Genomic DNA, 16052 nt, shown 5'->3' with positions numbered 1-16052 from the left:
GAGGATATCATGGCAAACGCCGAAGAAACCAACGTCACCCCGATCAGCGCCGACCGTGGCCTGACCGATGAACAGAAGCGCGAACAGTTGCGTGCCCGCATCGAAGCCGGCGAAAAGCGTAACGAAGAACGCTCGCTTGCCGACCAGGCCAAGGACGTCGCCGACAGCGCGATCGAATTTGCGAAGAAGCACCCGGTCGCAACGGTTGCTGGCGCAGTCGTTGTCGGCCTCGCAATCGGCGCGATGACCAAGCGTGGCCGCGACCTTGGCCGTCGTGGAGGCTCGCTCGCATCCTACGCCGCTGATGCAGCGCTCGCCTATGGCCTCGCCATGGTCGAAGGTGCGGGCGACAAGTTCGAAGACATCAGCGATGCAGCCGGAACGCAGGCCCGCCGCATCAAGCGTGACGCAGGCTACAGGCTCGACTCGATGGGCGACAGCATCCGCTCGAGCGGTCGGAAGGCAAGCCGCAAGTCGTCGCGTACATATCGCGACCTGCGCAACCGCCTGACCAGCTAAACCGAATCTCAACCAAACTGCATTAGCGGCGTGATGGGCTTGCCTGTCGCGCCGCTTTCGCTATTGGCGTGGCCGATTTCCTCCTCCTCAGCGAAAGACACGACCATGGAAGAAAAAGAGGCAAAGCAGACGCTGTACCTGGTGATGGGCGGCCGCGTAACCGATCCGCGCAGCGTCACCTTCTCCGACCCCGAGAGCCTTCACGTTGCAGGGGTCTACTCCAACTACGAAGATGCCGAGAGCGCGTGGCGCGGCAATGCCCAGCGTACGGTCGACGATGCCGAGATGAAGTACGTCATCGTCCACCTGCACAAGCTGCTCGATCCCGAAGCATAAGGACACGGCGAAGCGATGGACTATTCGATCCGCTCTTTCGAGGATGGCGATGCAGAAGCGCTCGCCGAGCTCGGACGCGCAGCGATCGGGGCCATCGGACCGGATGCCTATAGCGAAGAGCAGGTAGACGCCTGGCTCTCCAATTTCGCAGGTCCTGAAGTCTACCAGGCGCAGGCGGACGCCGGCACCCAGATCTTCATCGCCACCGACGGTGACGACGAACCGGTCGCCTATGCGATGCTCGAACAGACTGGTCATCTCGACCATCTCTACTGCCATCCCGACCATACTCGCGAAGGCCTCGCCTCCAGCCTGCTGGAGACGGCGGCGCTCTATGCGAAGTATCACGGGATCACCCACCTCTTCACCGAGGCGAGCGAAATCGCGAAGCCCGCATTCGAAAGCGCGGGCTACACGGCGATGAAAAAGCGGACTTTCGAGATCGACGGCGTGACCATCACCAACTGGGCGATGGTCCGCACGATCGAGACGGCCGCGGGCGCGAAAGTCCCCGCCTAGAAAAAAGCCCCGGCGCTGGCCGCGGCTTTTTACATTCTCAGACGAATTCGATCTTCTCGACGAGGTAGAACTTGTCGCCGCTCGGCACGGTGACTTCGATCTCGTCCTCGACCTGCTTGCCAATCAGTGCGCGTGCGATCGGCGAGGTGTAGCTGATGCGGCCTTTGCCCGCATCCGCTTCGGTCTGGCCGACGATTTGGTACTTCACCGGCTTGTCGTCTTCGTCGAGCAGGGTCACGGTCGCACCGAAAACTACCTTGTCACCCGAGAGCGTGGTCGGATCGATGATCTGCGCTCGGCTGATCTTGTCTTCCAGATCACCGATCATCGCCTCCACCTGGCCCTGGCGTTCCTTGGCGGCGTGGTATTCGGCATTCTCCGAGAGGTCGCCATGCGCGCGCGCTTCCTCGATCGCATCGACGATCTTGGGGCGTTCGGCACGCAGCGCCTTCAGGTCTGCGGTGAGTTTCTCATAGCCCTCGGCCAGCATCGGCACTTTTTCCATGGGCTTCAGTCCTTCCTGCTTTGCGCCCCTCTCCCGGACAATTCGACCCCGGTCCGCAATATCGCGGAAGCCAGATCGGTCGAATGTAAGGAAGGGGTACGCGTGTGTTCTTGTCAGCTATAATAGTCTTGCAAGGAACGCACTTCAAGCTGCTCGGTGGAAACCTCTGCAATTGCACGCGCCGCAGCCAGGCTTCCGGCTGCCGTCGTGTAATAGGGAAGCTTCTTTTCTAGCGCTGCCTCGCGGATCGACTTGCTGTCGAGAAGCGACTGCCAACCCTCGGTCGAGTTGAAGATCAGTGCCACCTCACCGTCGATGATCGCATCGACGATATGCGGGCGACCCTCGGCGACCTTGTTGACCCGCTCGACCGCAAGGCCCTGCTCTTCAAGGAAGCGCTGCGTGCCGCCGGTTGCGATGACCTTGAAGCCCTGTTCGATCATTGTGCGCACTGCGGGAAGGATGACTTCCTTGTCGCTGTCCTTGACCGAGACGAACACGGTACCACCCGTCGGCAGTCTCATCCCTGCGCCGAGCTGCGACTTGTAGAAGGCCGCCGGGAAACCGCGGTCGATGCCCATGACTTCGCCGGTCGACTTCATCTCGGGCGAAAGCACCGGGTCGGAGCCGGGGAAACGGGCGAAGGGGAATACGGCTTCCTTCACCGCCATGTGGTCGGGGCGCAGGTTGAAGGGCTCGAACGATGACAAGGGCTCGCCCGCCATCACACGCGCCGCCACCTTGGCGACCGGCTGGCCGATCGCCTTGGCGACGAAGGGCACGGTGCGGCTGGCGCGCGGGTTCACCTCGATCAGGTAAACCTCGCCATCCTTCACCGCGAACTGGACGTTCATCAGTCCGCGGACCTTGAGAGCCTCGGCAAGTGCAGTCGCCTGGCGCTCCATCTCTTCGATGATGTCGTCGGGAAGGCTGTAGGGCGGCAGGGTACAGGCGCTGTCGCCCGAGTGGACGCCGGCTTCTTCGATATGCTGCATAACGCCGGCGATGCGGACGTCCGTGCCGTCGGCGATCACGTCGACATCGCATTCCACCGCGTCACGCAGGTACTGGTCGACCAGCACGGGGCTGTCTCCGGAAACGTTCACGGCGGTGTTGATGTAGTCATCAAGCTGCGCTTCGCTGTCGACGATCTCCATCGCACGTCCGCCAAGAACGTAGCTCGGACGCAACAGAACCGGATAGCCGATGCTGCGGGCCACCGCTGCCGCCTCGTCGCGGCTGCGGGCAATGCCGTTCTCGGGCTGCTTGAGCTTGAGCTGTGCGACCAGCTTGGCGAAGCGCTCGCGGTCCTCGGCAAGGTCGATCGCATCGGGCGAAGTACCGAGGATCGGAATACCTTCGCGCTCGAGTGCTGCAGCCAGCTTGAGCGGTGTCTGCCCGCCGAACTGGACGATGGTGCCGACCACCTCGCCCTTCGACATTTCGACGCGCATAATCTCGAGCACGTCTTCCTCGGTCAGCGGCTCGAAATAGAGGCGGTCGGAGGTGTCATAGTCGGTCGAAACCGTCTCCGGGTTGCAGTTGACCATAATGGTCTCGAAACCGGCTTCGGCAAGCGCGAAACAGGCGTGGACGCAGCAATAGTCGAACTCGATGCCCTGCCCGATACGGTTCGGTCCGCCACCTAGAATGACGATTTTCTTCCGGTCGGACGGATCGGCTTCGTCCTCGACCTCGCCGAAGCTGGGCGCCTCGTAGGTCGAGTACATGTAGGGCGTAATCGCCTCGAATTCCGCGGCGCAGCTGTCGATGCGCTTGAACACCGGATAGACGCCGAGCTTGTGGCGCAGCTTGCGCACCTCCTGCTCGCTCGTCGCGCCCGCCATGGCACGCAGGGCATCGTGGAGTAGTCCGGACCGGCGTGCCTGCGTCTCGGCAAGGCCGCCTGCAACACCGACCGAACGGACGGCCAGCGTGGCGAGGCGCTTGTCGGAAAAGCCCATTGCCTTGAGGCGGCGCATCTCGGCCTCGTCGCGCGGCAGGCCGTTGTGGCCGAGCATCTTCTCTTCGTAGATGATCGCCTCGATCTGGCGGAGGAACCACGGGTCGAAGCCGGTGATCTGGGCGATTTCCTCGACCGTGAAGTCCTCGCGGAAGGCCTGCGCGATCTTGAGGATGCGGTCGGGCGTGCGCTGTGAAAGCGAAGCGGTGATCTTCTCTTTCGACACACCTTCCAGCTCGGGCACGCGATTGAAGCCGTCGAGACCTGTCTCGAGGCCGCGAAGCGCCTTCTGCATGCTTTCCGCGAAGCAGCGGCCGATGGCCATGACTTCGCCGACCGATTTCATCGCGGTCGAAAGCTCGTTCTTCGAACCCTTGAACTTCTCGAATGCGAAGCGCGGGATCTTGGTCACCACGTAGTCGATCGTCGGCTCGAAGCTGGCCGGCGTTGCGCCGGTGATCTCGTTCTGGATCTCGTCGAGCGTGTAACCCACGGCAAGCTTCGCCGCGACGCGCGCGATGGGGAAGCCGGTGGCCTTCGAGGCAAGCGCCGAGGACCGCGAAACGCGCGGGTTCATCTCGATCACGATCAGGCGCCCATCCTTCGGATTGACTGCGAACTGTACGTTCGAACCACCTGTTTCAACGCCGATTTCGCGCAGCACCTCGATCGAGGCGGTGCGCATGATCTGGTATTCCTTGTCGGTCAGCGTCAAGGCAGGAGCGACCGTGATCGAATCCCCCGTATGTACGCCCATCGGGTCGACGTTCTCGATCGAGCAGATGATGATGCAGTTGTCCTTGCGGTCGCGCACCACCTCCATCTCGTATTCCTTCCAGCCGAGGAGCGATTCCTCGATCAGGACTTCGGTGGTGGGCGATGCATCGAGACCTTCGCGGACGATGCGCTCGAACTCGGCCTTGTTGTAGGCGATGCCGCCGCCGGTGCCGCCAAGCGTAAAGCTGGGACGGATGATTGCCGGGAGCCCTGTGCTTTCGAGGACGGCATAGGCTTCCTCGACCGTGTTCGCGACGCCGCTGCGGGCGCTTTCGAGGCCGATCTTGTCCATCGCCTCGCGGAAGCGCTGGCGGTTCTCGGCCTTGTCGATCGCATCGGCATCGGCGCCGATCATCTGCACACCGAACTTCTCGAGCGTGCCATCATTGAAGAGAGAAAGCGCACAGTTTAGCGCCGTCTGCCCGCCCATCGTCGGCAGAACCGCGTCGGGGCGTTCCTTCTCGATGATCTTGGCCACGATCTCCGGCGTAATCGGCTCGACATAGGTCGCGTCGGCCATTTCCGGATCGGTCATGATCGTGGCGGGGTTGGAATTGACCAGGATGACCCGGTAGCCCTCCTCCTTCAGCGCCTTGATCGCCTGCGTGCCGGAATAGTCGAACTCGCAGGCCTGGCCGATGATGATCGGGCCAGCACCGATTACGAGGATCGAGGAGATGTCTGTGCGTTTGGGCATTACTGGCCTTCTTCCGGCGTGACGTGTTTTTCATTGCCGACAAAGCCAAACTTCGTCGTGCCTGATTTCTTAATGTATTCGAGGACACAAGCCGACGCCTCATACTCTGCGTCCATGCCAGGCTCGAATGTAATTTCACCCGTATTCCCAACCTTCAGAGAGATGTCGTGAGCCCCACATTCTTGTAGGATCGCATCAGCATCCGTTTGCTGAAAACCATCAGAAAAATCGATCTTTTGAGGTAGATCAACCGTGACGGTATGCGTCGATTGATCACACGCGGTCATACCAATGAAAGTGACAAGGCTACACACGAAAATGCCGAACTTGGTTGTCACCCCAACATCCCCACGAATTTCTCGAACAGGTAGAAACTGTCCTGCGGGCCCGGGCTCGCTTCGGGGTGGTACTGCACGCCGAAAGCCTTCTTGCCCTTGATCGAAATGCCGCAGTTGGTCCCGTCGAAGAGCGAGACATGCGTCTGCTCGACCGTGTCAGGCAGCGTTTCGGCATCGACTGCGAAACCGTGGTTCATGCTGGTGATCTCGACGAGGCCGGCGCTTTCGCCCCAGCCCTCGCCCACACGCTGGACCGGATGGTTGGCGCCGCGGTGCCCCTGGAACATCTTGGCGGTCTTTGCGCCAGCCGCGAGGCCGAGCATCTGGTGGCCGAGGCAGATGCCGAATAGCGGCACATCGCGTTCAAGCAGACCCTTGATCACCGGCACCGCATATTCGCCCGTCGCCGCCGGATCGCCCGGCCCGTTCGAGAGGAACACGCCGTCGGGCTGGAGAGCGAGGATTTCGTCGAGGCTTGTGCGCGCAGGAACGACAGTGACCTTGGCACCGGCGCGAACGAGGTTGCGGAAGATGTTGTCTTTCGCACCATAATCGATCGCAACGACATGAGGCTTCTGGTTGTCGGCCTCGGCATAGCCCGTGCCGAGCTGCCAGTAGCCGCCCTTCCATTCCTCGTGGCTTTCACGAGTGACGCTGGGCACGAGATCGAGGCCCTCGAGGCCGCTCCATTCCGCAGCTTGCTTCTTCAGCGCCTTGAGATCGAAATCACCCCGCGGGTTGTGCGCGATGACCGCATTAGGCGCGCCCTGCACGCGAATGCGGCGGGTCAGCGCCCGCGTGTCGACACCCGAGAGGCCGATCTTGCCGTGCTTCACGCACCACTCGATGAATTCGTCTCGCGCGCGGAAGTTCGAATGGCGGGTCACGTCCTGACGGACGATGCAGCCCACCGCGCCGAGGCCGCGGCTTTCCACGTCCTCCTCGTTAGCGCCGACGTTGCCGATATGCGGGAACGTGAAGGTGACGATCTGGCTGTCATAGGAGGGATCGGTCATCACCTCCTGGTAGCCCGTCATTGCGGTGTTGAAGCAAACTTCGCCGATGGCGCTTCCGGAAGCGCCGAAGCCTTTGCCCCAGATAGTTGTTCCGTCGGCAAGGACGAGGACTCCCGTCGCGTCTTTAGGTTGCGCGTGCGAGAATGCGGACAGGGCCATGGGCGCTCCGGGTCAGGGGTTTACCAGCGATGTGTGCTAAGTCCCAGCCGCTAGAAGGCGTAGCGATTCCCGTCAAGCGCAACACTTGGCTTTCCGCGGTCGTTCGCTACATGATGCGCGAAACTTCCACAGCTTATCGAAAAAGAGGCCCGATGCTCCGCGAAAAGATCCAGTCCGAAACCGTTGCCGCAATGAAGGCGAAGGACAAGGAGCGCACCGCTGCCCTCCGTCTCATCGGCGCGAAGGTCAAGGACCGCGACATCGAACTGCGCACTGCCGACAAGAAGCCGGGCGACGACGAGCTCGTCACCGATGTGCTGATGAAAATGGCCAAGCAGCGCAAGGAATCGATCGCCATGTACGAAGATGGCGGCCGCCAGGAACTCGCCGACAAGGAAAAGGCGGAGCTGCTGGTGATCGAGGAATTCCTGCCCCAGCAGATGAGCGAGGAGGAAACCCGCGCTGCCATCGCACAGATCAAGGCCGATACCGGTGCCGAAGGCATGAAGGACATGGGCAAGGTCATGGGCGAGCTTAAGGCACGTCACGGCGCCACTCTCGACATGAGCAAGGCGAGTGGTCTCGTGAAGGAAGCACTTTCGTGAGGAAGCTGCTGCTACTCACTCCCCTTGCCCTCGCAGCCTGTTCCGATAGCGAACCCCGAGAGGAGCCCACCCCCACCCCGACCGTGGCCCAGCCTCGGGCGCTCGCTTCTGCCGACTTCGATCTCTTGACGCTTGGAGCTAGGATCGTCGGACCCCAAGGGACACAGGTTGAGACGGTGCTGAGCGCAGGCAATCGCGAGATCGCCAAGATGGTGAGCTACGTGGCCTGCCCGGAGGAATTCGACGAGTGCAATCCGGGTGAACTTTCGGAAGACACTCTCTTCACCTACGTCCACGAAGTCACGCTGGCAGAAGTAGCCTCGAGCGACAGTCCAGCGGAGACGACCGAAGGCCCGGAGGTGGTCGAAAGCCCGCCAACGCTATTCCGTTCGACAGAGCGCGCCCACGGCTCCAATTTCGCAGTCGGCTACTCGAACTCGCAGGCGCTCGAAGCGCTCGGCAACGAGGATGCGATATCGATCACTGCGGATGACGGCCGCCTGATCTGGCGCGTCGTCCAAGGGGACGGCTGGACACCGGGCATGACGATCACTTTCTGGTGGCAATCGACCCAACCGCCCGCCGGACCTGCAGATGCGTACCTTCTTGAGGTGGACGGAAACCAGGCGATTGCCCGAGGCCCCTTCCCTGCCGAAGAAAAGCGGGCAGAGCAAACGCCTGCCAACTAGCGGCCACGGCCCGCCCGCGGTAGGTAATCGGCATGGCCCTATCACCCCAATGGCTGGACGAATTGCGCATGCGGACCACGCTGTCCGCTGTGATCGGCCGTACCGTTCGCCTGACCAAGGCGGGGCGTGAGTTCAAGGCCTGCTGCCCGTTCCACAACGAGAAGACGCCGAGCTTCTACGTCAACGACGAAAAGGGCTTCTACCATTGCTTCGGTTGCGAGGCGCATGGCGATGCTATCCGCTGGCTGACCGACCAGCGCGGCATGCCTTTCATGGATGCGGTGAAGGAACTGGCAGCGGAGGCCGGCATGGAAGTGCCCGCACCCGATCCGCGCGCTGCAGAGCGGGCCGAAAAGCGCGCCAGCCTTCACGACGTAACGGCCGCAGCGCAGCAGTGGTACGTCGACCAGCTCGGCTCAGCGGAAGGCGCCGAAGCGCGCGCTTACCTCAAGAGCCGCGGTTTTTCTGCAAACGTCGTCCGAGAGTTCGGCTTCGGCTTCGCTCCCGAGGACCGGCAGGCATTGAAGCGCGCCTTGTCGAACTTCGACGAGCGCATGCTGATCGAGGCCGGTATGCGGATCGAGGTCGAGGACAAGGACCCCTACGATCGTTTCCGTGGCCGCCTGATGCTGCCGATCCAGGATACGCGCGGACGGGTCATCGCCTTCGGTGGCCGTATCCTCGATAGCGATGCCTATGGGCCGAAATATCTCAACAGCCCCGACACACCGCTCTTCGACAAGGGCCGTACGCTCTACAATCTTCACCGTGCGGCACCTGCCGCACGTCAGAGCGGGCGGATCATCGTCGTCGAAGGCTATATGGACGCGATCGCGCTCGCCAATGCGGGGATTGCCGAAGCTGTGGCTCCGCTCGGCACGGCGCTGACCGAGAACCAGATCGAACTGCTGTGGCGGCAGGTCGAGCGCCCCATCCTTTGCTTCGACGGCGACAATGCCGGCCAGCGCGCCGCCATGCGTGCGGTAGGCCGCGTCCTGCCGATGCTGCGTCCGGGCCATTCGCTTTCGATCGTACGCATGCCGGCGGGCAAGGACCCGGACGATCTCATCCGCGAGAAAGGCGTCGGCGCGATGGAGGAACTGCTGTCCTCGCCCGCGAGCCTGCTCGACACGCTCTGGACTTTCGAACGTGACGCGATGCCGCTCGGCTCGCCCGAGGAAAAGGCGGGATTGAAGGAGCGGTTGCTCAATCATGTCGAGGCAATCCAGCACCCTGACATTCGCGCGCTCTACAAGAAGGAATTGCTCGAGCGGTTTTCCGCCTTTGCCTTCCCCCCGCGCGAATTCAAACCGCGCGGTAGTTGGCAGAAGGGCGGCTTCAACGCCCCTCCCCCGCGCCTTGCGCCCGAGACTGCCGCGCGGCTCAAGCACGCCATGTCGGGCGGCGCGCGTGACGGCCTCGCCATCGCCGTCATCCATGGACTGCTGCGTCATCCCGGCGAGATCGCACGGCACGAAACGGCCCTCTCGCGCTTCGCCGCGCGTGACCGAAATGTCGGCCCGGCGATAGATTCGCTTCTCGCCGCGGCGGAATTGCTTGATTCTGCGCGCCGATTCCCCCATATCCGTTCCAGAAGGCCTACCCGCCCCACCGGCAAACACCCATTTCGCCTTTCTCGACAAAGGCACCGACCCGGTTGATGCGTGCGAGGATTTGGCTGAAGCCGTGTCACTGCTGGTCGAAAGACCGGCACTCGAAGCCGCGCTCGCCGAGGCGACCGCTCGTTTCGAGACAGACCCCGAAGGAGCATTCGCGGATCAACAGCGTTTGTTGAAGCGGAAGCTGGAATTCGAGGCACGACTCGGGCAAATGGCAAGCCGCAAGGCCGCATCGCCGGCCGGAAGAGATTCAGACACCGCGCGGGAAGATGGTCCCGAGGGCGGTCACAGTACGGACTGATTGCAGTTTATGGCAACCAAATCGAAGTCGGGTGACAAGGACGATGCACCCCTGATCGATCTCAACGAGGCGTCGGTCAAGAAGCTCCTCACCAAGGCGAAGAAGAAGGGCTACGTCACCTATGACGAGCTCAACGACGCGCTGCCGCAGGGCGAGATGAGCTCGGACCAGATCGAGGATATCCAGTCCGCCCTGTCCGAAATGGGCGTCCAGATCGTCGAGAACGACGAGGATGCGGAGCAGGAAGACGAAGTCGAAGAAATCGCACCGGCTCCCTCCGCCAAGGAAAAGGATGCTGCCAAGAAGCCTGCCGCCAAGAAGACCGGCACTGGCGAACGCACCGATGATCCGGTCCGCATGTACCTGCGCGAAATGGGTGCGGTGGAACTGCTCAGCCGTGAAGGCGAGATCGCCATCGCCAAGCGCATCGAGGCCGGCCGCGACATGATGATCATGGGCCTGTGCCAGAGCCCGATCACCTTCCACGCCATCATCCAGTGGTCCGAAGCGCTCAACAACGAAGAAATGCAGCTGCGCGAGATCCTCGATCTCGACGCCATGCTTTCGAAGGAGCCGCCGGCCGACAAGCTAAACGACGACGCCGAAGACGACGATGACGACGGCGAGATCTCTGAAGAGACTGCTGGTCCGTCGATCCGTGACGACGACGAAGACTCGGATGAGGATTCCGAAGGCGAAGACGGCGAGGAAGGTTCTTCCAAGGACGACGAGGAAGAAGAAGACAACACCATGTCGCTGGCGCAGATGGAAGCGGCTCTCAAGCCCGATGCCATCGAGCGCTTTGCACGCATCAAGGACCTCTTCGGCAAATTCGAGAAGCTCCAGATCGAGCGCGTCGAAACCATGGCCAAGGGCGAGAATTTCCCGCCCGCCAAGGAAAAGAAGTACGAAGCGCTGTCCGACCAGCTCACCGCCGAGGTCGAGAGCGTCCAGTTCCACGCGACGAAGATCGAGTTCCTCGTCGACAACCTCTACGCCTTCAACCGCCGCCTGACCGCCCTTGGCGGCCAGATGCTGCGTCTTGCCGAGCGTCACAAGGTCAAGCGCGTCGACTTCCTCGATGCCTATATCGGCAACGAACTCGACGACACTTGGATGGATGACCGGGTCAAGAAGGACAAGAAGTGGGCTGCCTTCGCCGAGAAGGAAGCCGACGCGATCGATCGCATCCGCACCGAGATATCGGACATTGCTAGCGCCACCGGCATGGCCCTGCCCGAATTCCGCCGCATCGTGAACATGGTCCAGAAGGGTGAGCGCGAAGCGCGTATCGCCAAGAAGGAGATGGTCGAGGCGAACCTGCGTCTCGTGATCTCGATCGCGAAGAAGTACACCAACCGCGGCCTGCAGTTCCTCGACTTGATCCAGGAAGGCAACATCGGCCTGATGAAGGCGGTCGACAAGTTCGAGTACCGCCGCGGCTACAAGTTCAGCACCTACGCAACCTGGTGGATCCGCCAGGCGATCACCCGCTCGATTGCCGACCAGGCACGCACGATCCGTATTCCGGTCCACATGATCGAGACGATCAACAAGCTGGTCCGCTGTTCGCGCCAGTTCCTGCACGACCAGGGCCGCGAACCGACGCCCGAAGAGATGGCGGAGAAACTCTCCATGCCGCTCGAGAAGGTGCGCAAGGTGATGAAGATCGCCAAGGAACCGATCAGCCTCGAAACGCCGATCGGCGACGAGGAAGATTCGCACCTCGGCGATTTCATCGAGGACAAGAACGCGATCATCCCGGTCGACGCTGCGATCCAGGCGAACCTCAAGGAAACGGTCACCCGCGTCCTTGCCAGCCTCACGCCGCGCGAAGAACGCGTGCTGCGCATGCGCTTCGGTATCGGCATGAACACCGATCACACGCTGGAGGAAGTCGGCCAGCAGTTCTCGGTGACGCGTGAACGTATCCGTCAGATCGAGGCCAAGGCGCTGCGCAAGCTCAAGCATCCGAGCCGTAGCCGCAAGATGCGCTCGTTCCTCGACCAATAGAGTTCAGGGCGGGAACGCGCTTCCCGCCCTGCCCGTTCTATTCGCAGACAATTCTGCAAGGAGAACGAACATCATGGTCACGACAGGCGACAAGCTCGAGATCATCGAAGTCCTCGCTGGCGCGAACCGCGCGGCGGACGATAAGGACGTCGACAGGCACGCCAGTTTTTACATCGAAGGCGGCACCATCGAAGGCGATATGCAGGCCTCGGGCAATCGCGAGGATTTTCGCTCGGAACTCAAGTCGATATTTGACGGCGAACCCGGCCTAAAGCGACATGTCGGTTCTGGTCATTTATTCGAACAGGACGGCGACAAGGTCGTCGTGAAATCACTGCTAACCGTGCTGGAAGGCGACGGCGCCCCGTCTGTTGTCGCGACGGCTGACATAACTGATGAGCTTGTGCGTGCGGAAGATGGTTGGAAAATCGCGCGCCACACCGTCTGCATGGACCCGGGGACCAAAGCCGCCATGGCCGAGGCTAGCCAATAGCATCCCAGCAATCGGCTCTTAGACTTGCGATCAGCTTCCTTTCAGAAGCTTTCTAGCGTCTTCGACAGCCATCGGCTTCGCATAGTGGAAGCCCTGACCATACTCGACGCCAAGCCTGCGCAGGACCTCGGCCTCTTCGGGGTATTCGATTCCTTCGGCGATGAGCTTCGATCCGATCGCTTCGGCGAATTTCACCATCGCACCAACAAGCGCGCACCGCGCAACGTCGAGATGGATGTCGCGCGTTAGGTTCATGTCGAGCTTGAGCAGGTCGGGCGCGAGATCCACGAGGTGGCGCATTCCGGCATAACCCGAACCGACGTCGTCGATCGCGATCTTTGCGTATTGCGAAATCTTCTCCAGATTTGCACGCAGCGCATTGAAATCATCGACTTTCTGATGCTCGGTCACCTCGATAACGAGGTTCTTCGACTTGGAGCCACTGAGAAGCCCCACCAGCTTGCCCGACGTGATCGCCTCGGGCGACACATTGACCGAGACGTAGAAGTCGGTTGGAACCTTGGCAGCGCTTTCCAGCGCACCTTCAACGGCTAGCAGCTCCAGTTCCACACCGCGGCCGATTTCGGCGGCTTCGTCGAACCACTTGTCCGGTCCGCGCATCATCGCGTCAGGAAAGCGCGATAGGCATTCAACACCGACCGGTTTGCCGGTCTTGATCGAGAAGATCGGCTGCTGGACGATCTGCATGCCTTTCTCTTCGATCAGCTTGGTGATGCGCGCATCGAGACGGTCGCGGCGGTAGTCGTTTTCGACGCTCGCCTCGATCTGCTCGGCAGCGAGCGATGCGAAGGCCTTGAGCACGCCAAGGTCGCGTTCGGTCATCGAACGGTCCGGCTTCCGGCTGAGGCAGCAGAAGCTGCCGTAGAGCGTCCCGTCGGAAAGTCGCAGCGGCGTGTTGATGTGGCAGCCCACCGGCAGAGCTTGCGTGATGCCGATGCCCTTCGTGAAGGGAAAATCCGCCGGATCCTGGATCAGTTCGGGCAGCCTGCCCTGCGCAATGTGCCAGCAGTAGCTGTTTTCCCGCGGATCGCGGAAGCCCGGCCCCATCGGCAGGTCGAGATCGGAATCGACGTGGGTGAGTTCCTTCTCGTCATTCTCGACATAGCGCGAAACGAAAGCGATCTCGGTCCCGAGATGTGTGCGAGCCGCGTTAAGGATGCGGTCGATCGACGCATTTTGCTGCAATTCGACCGTCAGCCGCGAGGCCGCAGCGGGAACCAGCGTGGAGTTGGCAGTCATATTCATACCCGCCCCGATACCCGGCATTCATTAATTATTTGCCATAACCAAGCCGTTTTTCGGCACATTCGTGTGCACTAGACCCGCCTTCGGGGTGGAGAGAATCGCCGTGAGCGCCTATGTGCGCCCCATGCGTATTGCCCTTGCCTCAGACCATGCCGCAATCGAGCTCAAAGCGACCTTGCGCGACTGGCTTATCGAACAGGGTCACGAGGTCGCCGACCTCGGCCCGGAGACCACCGACAGCGTCGATTATCCCGATTTCGGCTACAAGCTGGCCAGCGTGGTCGCCGATGGCACGGCAGAGCGCGGAATTGCGCTGTGCGGAAGCGGCATCGGTATCTCGATCAGCGTCAACCGCAACCCCAATGTGCGGTGCGCGCTGGTTTCCGAACCGCTCTCGGCCAGCCTTTGCCGCGAACACAACGATGCAAACTGCCTCGCTCTCGGTGCCCGGCTGACCGGCGTCGATATGGCCAAGGCCTGCGTCACCGCATTCCTCGAAACCGAATTCGCCGGCGGTCGCCACCAGCGCCGCGTCGACAAGCTCTCCAACCCGGACATCTGATCATGGCTACCCAGGCAAAAGAAACCGCGCGCACCCCGATGGACCGCTTCTGGCACGACAGCCTCGCCGAAGCCGATCCCGAGATCTATGACGCCATCCGCAAGGAGCTGGGCCGCCAACAGGACAAGATCGAGCTGATCGCGAGCGAAAACATCGCCTCGACCGCCGTTCTCGAAGCCACCGGCAGCGTCTTCACCAACAAATATGCCGAAGGCTATCCCGGCAAGCGCTACTACGGCGGCTGCGATTACGCCGACGTGGTCGAAACGCTGGCGATCGAGCGTGCAAAGGAGCTGTTCGGCTGCAACTTCGCCAACGTCCAGCCCAACTCGGGTAGCCAGATGAACCAGGCTGTTTTCCTCGCGCTGCTGCAGCCGGGCGACACCTTCATGGGCCTCGACCTCAATTCGGGCGGTCACCTGACCCACGGCTCGCCGGTCAACATGAGCGGCAAATGGTTCAATCCGGTCAGCTACGGCGTACGCAAGGACGACGAGCTGATCGACATGGACGAGGTCCGTGCGACCGCTCTGGAACACAAACCCAAGATCATCATTGCTGGCGGCACCGCCTATTCACGCGTCTGGGACTGGGCAGCCTTCCGCTCCATCGCTGATGAAGTCGGCGCCTACCTGATGGTCGACATGAGCCACATCTCGGGCCTTGTCGCCGGCGGCGCTCACCCCAACCCCTTCCCGCACGCCCACGTGGTCACCTCGACCACGCACAAGAGCCTTCGCGGCCCGCGTTCGGGAATCATCCTGTGGAACGACGAGGAACTGACCAAGCCGATCAACATGGCGGTTTTCCCGGGAATGCAGGGCGGCCCGCTGATGCACGTGATCGCCGCCAAGGCCGTCGCCTTCCGCGAAGCGCTGCGTCCCGAATTCAAGGATTACGCGGCACAGATCGTCGCAAATGCCCGTGCGCTGGCACGCGGTATCGAAGCGAACGGCCTCCGGGTTGTCTCGGGCGGTACCGACAACCACTCGATGCTGGTCGATCTCACCGCCAAGGATGTTACCGGCAAGTCTGCAGAAGCGGGCCTCGACCGGGCATGGCTCACCTGCAACAAGAACGGCATCCCCTACGACACGCGCAGCCCCTTCGTGACCAGCGGCATCCGTCTCGGCTCGCCCGCCGGCACGACCCGCGGCTTCGGCGAGGCAGAGTTCGAAACCATCGGTAAGCTGATCTGCGAAGTCGTCGACGGCCTTTCGAAGAACGGCCCCGAGGGGGATGGACAGGTCGAGCAGAGCGTGCGTGACCGCGTGGCCGAACTGTGCAAGGCTTTCCCGGTCTACCCCGGACGCTGAGGCCCGGAGCCAAAGGAGAGCAATCATGGGCAATATACCAGACGACCGCGAGCCGACCGGCTATCGTCCGTCCGATGACGATCGTCCGAGCAGCCGCGACGACGACTTCGGCCGCAATCGCGACGAAGACCCGTCCAAGCCTGCATACGGCGATCACGACCTCGTCCCCGATGCGACCGCGGAGATCAAGGCAATGGCGAAAGAGGGACTCAATCATCCCTCGACCAAGCCGGTGCTCACCGGTGCAGCCGTTGGTGCAATCGCAGGCGGTATCCTGCCTGTTGTGACCTGGCCCATCGGCCTCATCGCAGGCGCCGGCTTCATGCTCTACAAGCGCCTGCGCCCCTGACCGGAAACTC

At 61.8% G+C, this 16052-nt stretch carries 17 protein-coding genes; 12 read left to right on the top strand and 5 right to left on the bottom strand.

Features of this window, described 5'->3' with window-relative positions; translation table 11 throughout:
- Positions 1-9 precede the first annotated feature (9 nt).
- The 3 genes from ACZ1G8_RS12490 (at position 10) to ACZ1G8_RS12480 (ending at position 1374) form a co-directional block, all read left to right on the top strand.
- Positions 10-519, top strand: a complete 510-nt coding sequence (locus tag ACZ1G8_RS12490; RefSeq protein WP_472679672.1) for a hypothetical protein — start codon at positions 10-12, stop codon at positions 517-519.
- 105 nt (positions 520-624) lie between these two features.
- Entirely contained in the window at positions 625-855 is a 231-nt protein-coding gene (locus ACZ1G8_RS12485; protein WP_472679671.1) for a DUF4170 domain-containing protein, read from the top strand.
- A 15-nt stretch (positions 856-870) separates the two neighbouring features.
- The gene (locus ACZ1G8_RS12480) at positions 871-1374 is read left to right on the top strand and encodes a GNAT family N-acetyltransferase (RefSeq protein ID WP_472679670.1); all 504 of its coding nucleotides are present in this window, start codon (positions 871-873) and stop codon (positions 1372-1374) included.
- Between the two features lie 37 nt (positions 1375-1411).
- Here ACZ1G8_RS12480 and greA read toward each other — a convergent pair whose 3' ends face one another.
- The 4 genes from greA to carA form a co-directional block, all read right to left on the bottom strand.
- Positions 1412-1879, bottom strand: coding sequence for a transcription elongation factor GreA (gene greA, locus ACZ1G8_RS12475; RefSeq protein ID WP_409996077.1), 468 nt, complete (start codon positions 1877-1879; stop codon positions 1412-1414).
- A 113-nt stretch (positions 1880-1992) separates the two neighbouring features.
- On the bottom strand, positions 1993-5316 hold the full coding sequence (carB, locus tag ACZ1G8_RS12470) for a carbamoyl-phosphate synthase large subunit (RefSeq protein WP_472679669.1): 3324 nt from the start codon (positions 5314-5316) through the stop codon (positions 1993-1995).
- Positions 5316-5654, bottom strand: coding sequence for a hypothetical protein (locus ACZ1G8_RS12465; protein ID WP_472679668.1), 339 nt, complete (start codon positions 5652-5654; stop codon positions 5316-5318). The genes carB and ACZ1G8_RS12465 overlap by 1 nt, the downstream gene beginning before the upstream one ends.
- Complete coding sequence (gene carA, locus ACZ1G8_RS12460; RefSeq protein ID WP_472679667.1) at positions 5651-6829, bottom strand: glutamine-hydrolyzing carbamoyl-phosphate synthase small subunit; 1179 nt, start codon at positions 6827-6829, stop codon at positions 5651-5653. The genes ACZ1G8_RS12465 and carA overlap by 4 nt, the downstream gene beginning before the upstream one ends.
- A gap of 152 nt (positions 6830-6981) precedes the next feature.
- Here carA and ACZ1G8_RS12455 point away from each other — a divergent pair, with 152 nt between their 5' ends.
- From ACZ1G8_RS12455 to ACZ1G8_RS12430, 6 genes are all read left to right on the top strand, one after another.
- A complete protein-coding gene (locus tag ACZ1G8_RS12455) occupies positions 6982-7434 on the top strand; it encodes a GatB/YqeY domain-containing protein (RefSeq protein WP_472679666.1) in 453 nt (150 codons plus the stop codon).
- Positions 7435-7517: 83 nt separating this feature from the next.
- A complete protein-coding gene (locus ACZ1G8_RS12450; RefSeq protein WP_472679665.1) occupies positions 7518-8123 on the top strand; it encodes a hypothetical protein in 606 nt (201 codons plus the stop codon).
- Positions 8124-8155: 32 nt separating this feature from the next.
- Positions 8156-9784 carry a DNA primase gene (gene dnaG / locus ACZ1G8_RS12445; protein ID WP_472679664.1) on the top strand — a complete coding sequence of 543 codons (1629 nt, stop codon included), beginning with the start codon at positions 8156-8158 and terminating at the stop codon, positions 9782-9784.
- Positions 9785-9797: 13 nt separating this feature from the next.
- Entirely contained in the window at positions 9798-10043 is a 246-nt protein-coding gene (locus ACZ1G8_RS12440; protein ID WP_472679663.1) for a hypothetical protein, read from the top strand.
- A 9-nt stretch (positions 10044-10052) separates the two neighbouring features.
- Positions 10053-12056 carry an RNA polymerase sigma factor RpoD gene (gene rpoD, locus ACZ1G8_RS12435; RefSeq protein ID WP_244920769.1) on the top strand — a complete coding sequence of 668 codons (2004 nt, stop codon included), beginning with the start codon at positions 10053-10055 and terminating at the stop codon, positions 12054-12056.
- A gap of 73 nt (positions 12057-12129) precedes the next feature.
- A complete protein-coding gene (locus tag ACZ1G8_RS12430; RefSeq protein WP_472679662.1) occupies positions 12130-12549 on the top strand; it encodes a nuclear transport factor 2 family protein in 420 nt (139 codons plus the stop codon).
- 30 nt (positions 12550-12579) lie between these two features.
- Here the strand turns inward: ACZ1G8_RS12430 and ACZ1G8_RS12425 are convergent, their stop codons facing one another.
- Positions 12580-13815, bottom strand: a complete 1236-nt coding sequence (locus tag ACZ1G8_RS12425) for a sensor domain-containing phosphodiesterase (protein ID WP_472679661.1) — start codon at positions 13813-13815, stop codon at positions 12580-12582.
- A 124-nt stretch (positions 13816-13939) separates the two neighbouring features.
- On the opposite strand from ACZ1G8_RS12425, the gene rpiB reads away from it, so the two are divergent.
- From rpiB to ACZ1G8_RS12410, 3 genes are read left to right on the top strand one after another with little or no spacing between them, the layout of a single operon-like run.
- Positions 13940-14377 carry a ribose 5-phosphate isomerase B gene (gene rpiB, locus ACZ1G8_RS12420; RefSeq protein ID WP_472679660.1) on the top strand — a complete coding sequence of 146 codons (438 nt, stop codon included), beginning with the start codon at positions 13940-13942 and terminating at the stop codon, positions 14375-14377.
- Positions 14378-14379: 2 nt separating this feature from the next.
- Positions 14380-15693, top strand: a complete 1314-nt coding sequence (glyA, locus tag ACZ1G8_RS12415) for a serine hydroxymethyltransferase (protein ID WP_472679659.1) — start codon at positions 14380-14382, stop codon at positions 15691-15693.
- 25 nt (positions 15694-15718) lie between these two features.
- On the top strand, positions 15719-16042 hold the full coding sequence (locus tag ACZ1G8_RS12410) for a hypothetical protein (RefSeq protein ID WP_472679658.1): 324 nt from the start codon (positions 15719-15721) through the stop codon (positions 16040-16042).
- Positions 16043-16052: the final 10 nt, after the last annotated feature.

This window comes from Qipengyuania sp. BR81-2, from assembly GCF_055693895.1.
Note: the sequence above shows the minus strand (reverse complement) of the source record. Positions and strands in the feature narration are given on the sequence as shown.

Bases quoted from the DNA above. Each gene is read 5' to 3' on its own strand.
- ACZ1G8_RS12490 (WP_472679672.1), top strand. From the start codon at position 10: ATGGCAAACGCCGAAGAAACCAACGTCACCCCGATCAGCGCCGACCGT.
- ACZ1G8_RS12455 (WP_472679666.1), top strand. From the start codon at position 6,982: ATGCTCCGCGAAAAGATCCAGTCCGAAACCGTTGCCGCAATGAAGGCG.
- ACZ1G8_RS12480 (WP_472679670.1), top strand. From the start codon at position 871: ATGGACTATTCGATCCGCTCTTTCGAGGATGGCGATGCAGAAGCGCTC.
- ACZ1G8_RS12425 (WP_472679661.1), bottom strand. From the start codon at position 13,815: ATGAATATGACTGCCAACTCCACGCTGGTTCCCGCTGCGGCCTCGCGG.
- rpiB (WP_472679660.1), top strand. From the start codon at position 13,940: ATGCGTATTGCCCTTGCCTCAGACCATGCCGCAATCGAGCTCAAAGCG.
- rpoD (WP_244920769.1), top strand. From the start codon at position 10,053: ATGGCAACCAAATCGAAGTCGGGTGACAAGGACGATGCACCCCTGATC.
- carB (WP_472679669.1), bottom strand. From the start codon at position 5,316: ATGCCCAAACGCACAGACATCTCCTCGATCCTCGTAATCGGTGCTGGC.
- ACZ1G8_RS12430 (WP_472679662.1), top strand. From the start codon at position 12,130: ATGGTCACGACAGGCGACAAGCTCGAGATCATCGAAGTCCTCGCTGGC.
- dnaG (WP_472679664.1), top strand. From the start codon at position 8,156: ATGGCCCTATCACCCCAATGGCTGGACGAATTGCGCATGCGGACCACG.
- ACZ1G8_RS12410 (WP_472679658.1), top strand. From the start codon at position 15,719: ATGGGCAATATACCAGACGACCGCGAGCCGACCGGCTATCGTCCGTCC.
- greA (WP_409996077.1), bottom strand. From the start codon at position 1,879: ATGGAAAAAGTGCCGATGCTGGCCGAGGGCTATGAGAAACTCACCGCA.
- carA (WP_472679667.1), bottom strand. From the start codon at position 6,829: ATGGCCCTGTCCGCATTCTCGCACGCGCAACCTAAAGACGCGACGGGA.
- glyA (WP_472679659.1), top strand. From the start codon at position 14,380: ATGGCTACCCAGGCAAAAGAAACCGCGCGCACCCCGATGGACCGCTTC.
- ACZ1G8_RS12485 (WP_472679671.1), top strand. From the start codon at position 625: ATGGAAGAAAAAGAGGCAAAGCAGACGCTGTACCTGGTGATGGGCGGC.